Origin of the sequence: Sphingorhabdus sp. (assembly GCF_044357595.1) — a bacterium.
GTDB lineage: Bacteria > Pseudomonadota > Alphaproteobacteria > Sphingomonadales > Sphingomonadaceae > Sphingorhabdus_B.
This window is the reverse complement of sequence record NZ_JBIKPH010000092.1, coordinates 1-9,937: the sequence shown is the minus strand read 5'-3', so window position 1 is coordinate 9,937 and position 9,937 is coordinate 1. Positions and strand designations below refer to the sequence as shown.

The 9,937-nt window shown below is 54.5% G+C and carries 9 protein-coding genes and 1 tRNA gene; 2 read left to right on the top strand and 8 right to left on the bottom strand.

The genetic code is table 11. The features are described 5' to 3' along the window. Positions 1 to 257: 257 nt before the first annotated feature. Positions 258 to 785, bottom strand: a complete 528-nt coding sequence (locus ACIQ2T_RS09505) for a hypothetical protein (RefSeq protein WP_397590601.1) — start codon at positions 783 to 785, stop codon at positions 258 to 260. A 49-nt stretch (positions 786 to 834) separates the two neighbouring features. Between ACIQ2T_RS09505 and ACIQ2T_RS09500 the strand changes: the two genes are divergently transcribed. After that, positions 835 to 1,608, top strand: a complete 774-nt coding sequence (locus ACIQ2T_RS09500) for a TlyA family RNA methyltransferase (protein ID WP_397590600.1) — start codon at positions 835 to 837, stop codon at positions 1,606 to 1,608. On the opposite strand, the gene ACIQ2T_RS09495 is transcribed toward ACIQ2T_RS09500, so the two are convergent. From ACIQ2T_RS09495 to ACIQ2T_RS09480, 4 genes are all read right to left on the bottom strand, one after another. Beyond that, positions 1,605 to 3,365, bottom strand: coding sequence for an AMP-dependent synthetase/ligase (locus ACIQ2T_RS09495; protein WP_397590602.1), 1,761 nt, complete (start codon positions 3,363 to 3,365; stop codon positions 1,605 to 1,607). The two genes, ACIQ2T_RS09500 and ACIQ2T_RS09495, sit on opposite strands and share 4 nt — an antisense overlap. Positions 3,366 to 3,510: 145 nt before the next feature. Further along, positions 3,511 to 5,256, bottom strand: coding sequence for a gamma-glutamyltransferase (gene ggt, locus ACIQ2T_RS09490; RefSeq protein ID WP_397590599.1), 1,746 nt, complete (start codon positions 5,254 to 5,256; stop codon positions 3,511 to 3,513). Between the two features lie 44 nt (positions 5,257 to 5,300). Next, positions 5,301 to 6,338, bottom strand: a complete 1,038-nt coding sequence (locus ACIQ2T_RS09485) for a quinone-dependent dihydroorotate dehydrogenase (protein WP_397590598.1) — start codon at positions 6,336 to 6,338, stop codon at positions 5,301 to 5,303. A gap of 268 nt (positions 6,339 to 6,606) precedes the next feature. Beyond that, positions 6,607 to 6,765 (bottom strand): hypothetical protein, encoded by a 159-nt coding sequence (locus ACIQ2T_RS09480; protein ID WP_397590597.1) that lies wholly within the window; start codon positions 6,763 to 6,765, stop codon positions 6,607 to 6,609. A 114-nt stretch (positions 6,766 to 6,879) separates the two neighbouring features. Here ACIQ2T_RS09480 and ACIQ2T_RS09475 point away from each other — a divergent pair. Next, positions 6,880 to 6,954: transfer RNA gene (locus tag ACIQ2T_RS09475), tRNA-Thr, on the top strand. 194 nt (positions 6,955 to 7,148) lie between these two features. Here the strand turns inward: ACIQ2T_RS09475 and ACIQ2T_RS09470 are convergent. Genes ACIQ2T_RS09470 through ACIQ2T_RS09460 form a run of 3 tightly spaced genes read right to left on the bottom strand, consistent with a single transcriptional unit; the run spans position 7,149 to position 9,464 of the window. Next, positions 7,149 to 8,762, bottom strand: coding sequence for a recombinase family protein (locus ACIQ2T_RS09470; RefSeq protein ID WP_397590596.1), 1,614 nt, complete (start codon positions 8,760 to 8,762; stop codon positions 7,149 to 7,151). Further along, complete coding sequence (locus ACIQ2T_RS09465) at positions 8,759 to 9,214, bottom strand: DUF2924 domain-containing protein (protein WP_397590595.1); 456 nt, start codon at positions 9,212 to 9,214, stop codon at positions 8,759 to 8,761. Before ACIQ2T_RS09465 ends, ACIQ2T_RS09470 begins: the two co-directional genes overlap by 4 nt. 4 nt (positions 9,215 to 9,218) lie before the next feature. Then, on the bottom strand, positions 9,219 to 9,464 hold the full coding sequence (locus ACIQ2T_RS09460; protein ID WP_397590594.1) for a DUF3489 domain-containing protein: 246 nt from the start codon (positions 9,462 to 9,464) through the stop codon (positions 9,219 to 9,221). Between the last annotated feature and the right edge of the window lie 473 nt (positions 9,465 to 9,937).

The following is a 9,937-nucleotide window of genomic DNA, read 5'->3' as shown; positions in this document are numbered from 1 at the left end:
AAGTTGCTTTCATGCCGTGACCGGCATCGCTGATGTGCTCAGCGGCCGATCTCCCGAACGGAATTTTCCGACCTCTTAACTGAACCATGAGACATCGGATCACCTCCTTTCGTTGAATGGAATTTGCGTGCTTCAAACATATATCTGCCCTCCGCAGGACTGAAATTGAATCAATCCGCAGTGTTAAACAAGTCTTGAATTATATTTTTTTTCGTTCAAATATTGGGGTTCTGCGCTGCAATATATGCCGCTTCAAATCATCCCCGACAATCTTCGACAATGCGCGCAATTTCGGCCCATGATGGCAGGATAATGGGCTGCTGCCCTTCGACTTCGACCAATATCCGCCCGCGGCTAAAAGCCATGGCATCCAAAATCGGATCGTTCGTCATAATTTCCACCGCAACATAAGCGGGCGTTCCGCCAGTTAGCTGGGCGGGCAACTGCTTTGTCATTGACGACGTGCGTATGACCATATGCTGTGCCGGCGCCGATGCCTCTCGTGACAAAGTGACGCGGCGTGTCTGCATATCGCAACGCAAGCTAAGCATTGCCGTTCGACCCGAAGCGCCGAACTGTCCAACTGAACCCCGGCTGTCGCGGCTATAGGTCCAGTCCCCGGGCGTGAAAGGCCAGTCATTCCAATCACCAGTCAATTCGGGCACTGGGGCCATTGCAGCAGCCCCCGGAGGCGCGGATACCGTCTTTGGCGCAGGTGGAGGGGGTGGCGAAACGCACGCGGAGAGCGCCAGCATGGCGACTAGGGTCAGGTGACGGGTTTGCATGATGTTGTCTTATGGCCAAATCCCCTTCGGTCCGCTAGCATGTTGCGACATGGCAACCAAAAAAACACGACTGGATCAGATCATCGTTGATCGCGGCCTTGCCGAAAGCAAAACCCGCGCGCAGGCGCTGGTGATGGCGGGTCATGTCTATATTGGTGAAGCAAAAGCGCAAAAGCCAGGACAGCAAATTGCCGAGGATGCGGACATCAGCGTTCGAGGCAGCGACCACCCATGGGTCTCCCGCGGAGGTATCAAGCTCGCCCATGCGCTTGAGGTCTTCGCGATCGATGTGACCGGCAATGTTGCAATCGACGTCGGTTCATCAACCGGTGGCTTTACCGATGTGCTGCTTACACATGGCGCGGCGCGCGTCTATGCTGTTGATAGCGGCACAAACCAGTTGGCGTGGAAGCTACGCCAAGACCCCCGGGTAATCGTCCATGAACAGACGAGCGCACGCATTTTAACCGAAGCGCATATATCAGAACCCGTCGACCTCATTGTATGCGATGCAAGCTTCATCGGGCTTGCCAAAGTGCTCGATCGGCCGCTCACCTTCGCCAAGGTCGGCGCGCAGTTAATTGCGCTCATCAAGCCGCAGTTTGAGGCTGGACGCGAAGAAGTTGGCAAGGGCGGTGTGGTCAGGGACCCAGACGTCCACGCACGCGTTTGCAACGAGATTAAAATGTGGTTGGTCGAAAAAAATTGGACAGTGCACGGGCTCACCACCAGCCCCATCACTGGGCCGCAAGGCAATGTTGAATTTTTGGTATGGGCGCAGAATAACTTAGCACCCATCGTCAAACTACAGCACCTTGCTTAATCCTTGTACATGGCATTGACGCGCGCGGTGTAGCGTTCGCGAATGATATGACGCCGGATTTTCATGCTCGGCGTCATTTCGCCATTCTCGATAGAAAACGGTTCATCAGTAAATTCGAACTGCCGTACCTTTTCAGTCACGGAGACGTCTGCGTTTACGCGGTCAACTGCAGCGCGCACCGCGGCGCGGAACTGCGGATTGGCTTGCAGCTCGGTAAAGTCAAATTTAATGTCCTGCCCATGCGCCCATTCCACCGCCCATTCGGGGTCGGGTACAATCAGCCCGACAATATACGGACGCTTGTCACCTGACACCATCGCTTGCAAAATTTCAGGCTGAAGCGTCAGCATACCCTCGATCTTTTGCGGTGCGATGTTGTCGCCCTTGTCATTTACGATCAGGTCTTTTTTGCGGTCCGTAATGGCAATTCTGCCGCGCTCATCGATATGGCCGATATCGCCAGTGTGCAGCCATCCGTCCTTGATGACGCGGTCGGTTTCGGCCTTGTTGCGCCAATATCCCTTCATCACCAAAGGACCGCGCACCAAAATTTCACCATCCTCGGCAATTTTGACCTCAGTATTTTTCAGCGGCGGACCAACAGTGTCCATCTTGATACCAGCTTTGGGCCGGTTGCAGCTGATAACCGGGCCGGACTCAGTCTGACCATAGCCTTGCAGCAAGGTGATGCCCAAGGACTGGAAAAACACGCCAATGTCGGGGTTCAGCGGCGCGCCACCAGAAACCATCGCCTTCATACGGCCACCGAAGCGACCTTGAATCTTTGGCTTGATTGTGCGCGATAAAAGCAAACGCATCGGCGCATCGCTTAAACGTTTGCGGCCGGAATAATCACGCTCGCCAATAGTGAGCGCCTTGTCGAGCAGATAGCTTGGAAACTTGCCCTGCTTCTCGACTGCCTTAATCATTCGCTGGCGCAACACCTCAAACAGCCGAGGAACAACAACCATGACCGTTGGCCGCGTCTCTTCTATGTTCGAGGCCAGCTTTTCCAACCCTTCGGCATAATAAATCTGCGCGCCGACGCCGATGGGGAGAAACTGCCCACCGCTATGTTCATAAGCATGTGACAGGGGCAGGAAGGACAAGAAAACTTCTTCTTCGTCGAGCCCGAAATCCTCACGTAAAACCGCGGCAGCGCCATCGGCATTATGCAAGATCGCGCCATGCTGCTGCATCACGCCACGCGGGGCACCGCCTGTACCGCTGGTGTAGATAATGCACGCCAAATCATCGCGCGTTACCGAAGCCATGGCGGCTTCACTGGCACGCACATCCGCATCGGTGCCGTTCACCATGCTGGACCAGTGGTGCAACGACAACTGCCCATGTTGCATCGCTGGCTGCGGCTCCATGGTGATGATGAACTCGGCTTGCGACGACCGTAAGGCCGCCGGCATCAATGTCTTGGCCAGCTTTGCCGTCGACACGACAACCGCGCGCGCTTCGCTGTTGTCCAAGATATGCTGATGGTCGCGCTCGGTGTTGGTCACATATGTCGGCACGGTCACGCATCCTGCCGCCATTATGCCCAAATCCGCGATGCACCATTCGGGCCGGTTTTCGGAAACCAGCATGACGCGGTCGCCCTTTTCCAGACCCAGCTGACGCAGCGATTTTGCAAAAGCGGCAACTTGTTGGGCGACGTCTGACCAGCTGATGGATTGCCACGCACCATCATGCTTTGCCCATAAAAATGGGGTGTCACCACGATGTCGCGCACGTGCAAAAAACATCGTTACTAGGTTGGGAAAGCTGTCAAAATCGTCGAATTGCTCGGCGGCCACTATTCTCTCCTAAGGAACTCCATACGGCCCACTGTCCGGCCTCTATCTCATTATGCTAGCGCGCAAATGGGTTTGGCGCAACGTGCCGTCGCTATCAACCAACATCCTCGGTAGGCGCTTCGTCAATTGACCTTGGCACGGTCACTTTTACTTTGCCCTTGGCGTCTATAGTCGCCGACGTACCCTCACTGCGCGGGTCGGCAGCACCTGTCCAGCTATTGCCGATACGCTGCGCACCATTGACCTTTGAGCCCAGATCGACCGGACGAACCTTTTGTCCAAATTTACCAAGTCCGTCGGCCATGGCGGACAACATGCTATTCTGTTCGACCTCAAGGCCACCGCCGCCAAAATACATGTTCGGCAAATCAATCGCCTGTTGGAGCGGAAGGCCAAAGTCAATTACACCAATCAGCGTCTTGGTGACATGCATGATAATGCGTTTGCCACCGGCTGAACCTAAGGCAAGCACGGCACGGCCGTCGCGATCAAACACGACCGTGGGTGCCATTGACGACAAAGGCCGTTTGCCCCCCACTACACGGTTGGCCACTGGCGCCCCGTCCTTTTCGGGCGCAAAGGTGAAGTCGGTCAGTTCATTATTTAAGAAAAAGCCGCCGGCCATCAATTGGCTGCCAAAGGGACCTTCAATCGTGGAGGTCATGTTGGCAATGTTTCCATTTTTGTCGACCGCCGTGAAGTGCGTCGTGCCAGCAACTTCGCTCGAAATCCCGGCCGTGCGCGGGGCGGCACCCGGCGGGTTACCCGCAGGATAATCGGCACGCGCCTTTTCTGGGTCAATCAATGCTGAGCGCTCTTTGATATATTCGGGGTTCAGGAGCCCTGCGACCGGCACATTTACAAACGCATCATCACCCAGATATTTTTCGCGGTCAGCATAAGCAAGCTGCATCGCTTGGCCAATCAAATACCAGCTTTGCGGGCTATCCTTGCCCATCGCTTTTAGGTCAAAGCGTTGCAGAGTCCCCAAAATCTGAAGCACAGTCGTGGCACCGGATGACGGCGGTGCCATTCCGCAAACTACATATACACGATAGGGTGCGCACACCGCTTGCTGTTCCTTGGCGCGATATTGCGCAAGATCAGTCATCGTTATGTCGCCGGGGCTAAGTTTGCTGGTGGTGACAGCGTGTACAATCTGGCTAGCGATCGGCCCGGTGTAAAATGCCTCCGGCCCTTTTTTGGCCAGCAGCGACAAGGTTGCGGCAAGTTTGGGATTTTTAAACGTCATCCCTGTCTTAAGTGGCTTGCCATCCCGCCAATATGTCGTGCGCGCTTCATCAAAATTAGGCCAAAGCCCCTGAATAGCCGCCAAGCGCGATTCAAGCGTCTTGTTGACAATGAAACCCTTCTGCGAGAGCCGAATGGCGGGTTTAAATATTGTTGCCCAAGGCAGTTTGCCCCATTTTTGGTGCGCTTGCGCCATCAGCTGCACATTTCCTGGCACCCCAACGGACCGGCCACCTTGAAAGGCCTCAAGAAAACCAAGCGGCTTGCCATCCGGACCAACGAACCTGTCCGACGTTGCGGCGGCTGGCGCGGTTTCGCGGCCGTTGATCGTTGATAAAATGCCCCTGGCATTATCCTGATACAACAGGAAGCCGCCGCCACCAATACCGCTGGATTGCGGCTCGACGACTGTCAGCGTTAGCATCATAGCCATAGCAGCATCTGCGGCAGAGCCACCTTGGCGCAACATCTCCATCCCCGCATCCGTGGCGCGCGGGTCAGCCGACGACGTTACACCTATATTTTCAGCAACAACGGGCTGGGCAAAAAGGACGGCCGACGCCGTGAGCACAAACAATGTTTTTTTCATCGGATGAACCTAGCCTCCTAACCTATGCAAAGCCAAGCGCGGATTTACCCATCGACACCGACTGCGTCCGAAACATTAGAAAAACCGTCGCCATGCAAAAGCTGCTGCAGCTGCTTATTGATCCTGCGGGCAAGACCTGGACCTTGATATACAAGCGCGCTGTAAATTTGCACCAAATTAGCCCCGGCCCTGATGCGGGCATACGCGTCTTGCGCTGAGGCGATGCCGCCCACGCCAATGAGGCCGATTTGTCCACCACTTGCCTTGCGGAAATCCACCAGACGTTGCTGCGCCATGTCGCGCAGCGGAGCCCCTGAAAGGCCGCCTGTTTCTCCTGCATAACGGGACGCAAGCGCCGGACGTGCAATAGTTGTATTGGAAATGATTAGGGCGGCAATACCGCGCGATATGGCGACGGTAACGATATCGTCGATGTCGGCTGGTTGAAGGTCGGGGGCAACTTTTAAGAACACAGGGGTACCCTGGGTCCGCGCCGCCATCACTTGCGCCAGCAAATCGTCCAGCGCAGCTTTATCTTGCAGCGCCCGAAGCCCCGGGGTGTTGGGCGAGCTAATATTCACCGTCAAATAATCCGCCAGCGGCTCCATATTGCGGACGCCAATGACATAATCGGCAATGCGGTCGGCACTGTCCTTATTTGCCCCAATGTTGATACCAAGTGGTCCGGTTAAAGCATCGTCCGGAATGTTGCGCAGACGGGCAATCGCCGCTTCCTGCCCTGCATTGTTAAAACCCATTCGGTTGATGACTGCTTTATCCTCAACCAAACGGAACAAGCGTGGCTTTGGGTTGCCTTCTTGCGGCAGCGGCGTGAGCGTCCCAACCTCGGTAAAGCCAAAGCCAAGGCGCAATATTTCCAGCGGAACTTCGGCGTTTTTATCATAGCCCGGCGCGAGACCCACAGGATTTGCAAAGCGCAAACCTGCGAAATTTTGAGCCAGTATATCGCTTTTCGAACCGAGTGTTGGAATAGGCGCAAATTTCAGCGCAGTGATCGACAAATTATGTGCGGTTTCGGCGTCGGCCTTAAACAACATCGGGCGTAAAAATTGGTAAAGCATTCAAGACTTATTCACGACTATCGCCCGACGTGCAACGGCCTGTGCACCAACGCACAAGACCATCTGAGAATATTTTGGCCGGAATTGTCAAATAAATTGAAATGTATCGATGAGTCCGTACAATCAAATCTTTAAAATATGTATAACAGGATCATGCGACCCGAGGACTTTTCTGTCGAAAGGCAAAGGTTCTTTTCCTTTAAAGACCCGCTTTACGGCGGGTCTTTTTTTACGCCTAATGCATGTGATGCTGCCCAAGACAATTGGCTCAAGATTCGGAAACGGTTTCTTCCACCAAAGCCGCATCCTCAGTCTTATCGAACGCAGCATTAAGCGGGCTGGCTTTTCGCCTGCGCAGATTGGCGCGTAGCGCCGCGCGTAACCGCTCAGATTTGATCCGCTCTTTATCCTCTGCATCTTTTGCCAATGCTGCTCTCCTTAAGGCCCTGTATACAATATGGGCGATGCCAAATCAGCAGCACCGGTGCAAGCCGCTTGACATTAAGCGCCAGCCTTCGCATAGCGCCGCACCTTCGGTATTGCTGCTGTAGCTCAGTGGTAGAGCGCGTCATTGGTAATGACGAGGTCGGGAGTTCAATCCTCCCCAGCAGCACCAGGAAGTTCTCAATATCTCCAGCATTTTCAGACTATTGGCTTTGCTCGATAATTGTCGCGTAACTTCGGTTACTTGTGCGGGCTAGTTTTAAGGGCGGGACACCAGAGACAGATTGCAGGGGCTCGATCTCACGAAAAAGCCCCGGATATCTCCGGGGCCCTATTTCGTGGCACCACTTTTGTTTCGGAGCGGCACTAGGTAAACCCTAGAAATTGTCGCTGCTGCTGCCACTCCATCGGGATATCTGCACAGCGCATCAGGTGACGGGCGGTCAGTTGAACAGGCTGCCGACCATCGAGAATGGCGGTTATGATGTCCGGTGCTAGCCAAGACATTCTCGCAAGCCGATGCAAGTGCCGCTTCTCATAACGTGATACTGCTGAAATTTCTTCGCCGGTTAGGAGATGCTCTCTTGCTGCAAAACCCTGAACCACGAGGCGAACGAGGGCAGCATCAGCATTTTTGTCATTGGCGGATTCGCCATCAGGCGACAGGGCAATCCGAAGCTCATTTCCTCGGCGAACCAATTGTGCAGGCGTGGTTATAGTAACTGCGTCTTCTTCCCCAATCACAACGTCGATCCGGTCGGCGGCAACGTTCACCTTCACAAGACGGTCAAACAATATCGCACGCAACTCGCTCGTTGTAATATGGTCAAGGCTGTCAGCTAACGCGGCTTCGGTTTGGCAATCGGCCTGCCATTCAACCTTGCATGTTGATGCATCAGGTTCAGCGGGTTTTCTCAGATATGCCTTAAGTGTTTTTATGACAATCTGATCGAGCGGGCCAGCTGGCAGTCTGCAGATGGTCGAACGGTCTTCGCCTGGTTTGAACCGAGTGACATAATAGCAATAATGCTTCGACCCCTTCTGTCCGCGTGAAGGCGACATTGGCCTGCCATCAGGATCAGTGACAAGTCCTGCCAAAAGACTTGGCGACTTTGCATGCTTCGATATTAGCTTGTCCCGAGTGTTGCTCGCCAGCATGGCCTGGACGCGATCAAAGGTGTCGTGATCGATTATCGGATCATGCTCACCGTCATAAACGGCATCCTTATGTTTGATCTTGCCTATGAACACGGGGTTCTTAAGCAGAAACCCAAGCGGCCCTTTGCCAAAGCAGACATTGCCGATGGTTCGGCCTAGCTTGAGCGTGCGGGTTCGGGTGCGCATGCCGCGCTGTGCGAGGTCATCTACCAGTGCCGGTACTGACTTGAGTTCAAGATAGCGGATAAAGATATATCGCACCTCCTCGGCTTCCGTTGGCTCGATAAGTAACTTGCGGTCTTCAACACGATAGCCATGGGGAACCGTACCCCCCATCCACATGCCTTTACGCTTGGATGCGGCTATCTTGTCACGGATACGTTCGCCTGTGACCTCGCGTTCGAACTGCGCGAACGATAGCAATACATTGAGCGTCAAACGACCCATGCTGTTCGTGGTGTTGAACGCCTGTGTAACGCTCACGAACGAGGCGCCTTTTGCATCAAGGATCTCGACGATCTTGGCAAAGTCCGCAAGCGACCGGGTCAGCCGGTCAACCTTATAGACCACAACAATATCGACCTTGCCTGCCTGTATGTCGTCGAGCAGTTGCTTCAGTGCAGGACGGGTCATGGAACCTCCTGACCAGCCGCCGTCATCGTATAGCTCGCCAACTTGTTCCCATCCCTCGCCTGCCTGGCTCAGTATATAGGCCGCACATGCTTCGCGCTGGGCATCCAGGCTGTTGAAGTCCATCTCCAGCCCCTCCTCGGTCGATTTGCGCGTATAGATGGCACAGCGCTTGCGGTTAGGTGATATCATGGCCCTACTGCCCTTCTCCGTAGCCTAGTGACTAGGCCAAAGAACCTGGGCGCGGACCAATGCGTGCCGGTGATGTCGCCTGCGATCTGGGTTAGCGATGCATACCTCCTGCCGTCGAACTCAAACCCATCATCAAGAACAAGCACCTGATGCATTTTCCCATGCCACGAGCGCACCAGACGGGTTCCAGGCTTTAGGGAAGGCGCAATCACCGCTTCTACATCATCCTTGCCCAGCCTCTTTATCTGGCGTTCAATGTCACGACGGGTGGAGCTGGTCAGGCTTCCCTGCCCACGCTCCTGCAACCGATAGGCGATACCGCGCCGGAGCAGATCGGGTCCTATATCCGGTGGCACGTTGCGATAGACCTCACGCCATCGAGAACGCAGTTCGGCAGGTTTCATGGTAACAAGGCGGGCCAGTTCCAAGCTTAGACTGTTTGTAATAACCACCGCCTTACGCCTCGAGCGACGATGATATGCGGTAGAGGCGAACGCCATCCACCTTGTCGCTATCGATAACGTGCCCCTTCTTCCTCAGGCCGGTCAGATATGCCCGCGTCGAATGCGGCAACCAGTTTGCAAGTGTCGCGAGTTCTGCGAGCGTGGCACCGCCGTCTCGGTTCAGCACATTTAAGATCTGTTGAGGCTTTGAGGGGACTGTGGTTGTCTCGATCCCCTCAGGCTTTTTGGTCTTTGTCATGGGTGGTTCTCCTTAATCGACGCAGCATCATGCTGCCCCACCACCCAAAGCCCAGCTGAATACCCAGCCGGGTCTGCCACCGCCTTATGTCCAAGCGCTTGAACATGAACAGCAATGCTCGACTGTGTGCAGAAGTCGAATGGATTGTGCGCTCGATAGGCAGAAATTTAGATTATTTGAGTGCCGCGGATCGTCGTTGCGACTAAGTCGGCAGAACAAAGCCTCATCCCGAGGCGAGGCTTTGTTCAGGCATTGAGACAGATGTCCGCTTTGCGCCCAAAAGCGGACTTTCTAGTTGCAATAGATAGCGTCATAAAAGCCGACATTACATGGAACCTGGATCCTGTTGCACATTACTCCCCGTCAGCACCAATGGCACAGATTATAACGGGGCCGCCAATTAGCAGGCCCGGCGCCCTCAGATAGGGGCCTAGAGTGATTACATTTCCAATAAGCAACAAATCAACCACGAT

Coding starts and splice junctions, on each gene's coding strand:
- ACIQ2T_RS09505 (WP_397590601.1), bottom strand. CDS start 785: ATGCAAACCCGTCACCTGACCCTAGTCGCCATGCTGGCGCTCTCCGCG.
- ACIQ2T_RS09500 (WP_397590600.1), top strand. CDS start 835: ATGGCAACCAAAAAAACACGACTGGATCAGATCATCGTTGATCGCGGC.
- ACIQ2T_RS09495 (WP_397590602.1), bottom strand. CDS start 3,365: ATGTTTTTTGCACGTGCGCGACATCGTGGTGACACCCCATTTTTATGG.
- ggt (WP_397590599.1), bottom strand. CDS start 5,256: ATGAAAAAAACATTGTTTGTGCTCACGGCGTCGGCCGTCCTTTTTGCC.
- ACIQ2T_RS09485 (WP_397590598.1), bottom strand. CDS start 6,338: ATGCTTTACCAATTTTTACGCCCGATGTTGTTTAAGGCCGACGCCGAA.
- ACIQ2T_RS09470 (WP_397590596.1), bottom strand. CDS start 8,762: ATGATATCACCTAACCGCAAGCGCTGTGCCATCTATACGCGCAAATCG.
- ACIQ2T_RS09460 (WP_397590594.1), bottom strand. CDS start 9,464: ATGACAAAGACCAAAAAGCCTGAGGGGATCGAGACAACCACAGTCCCC.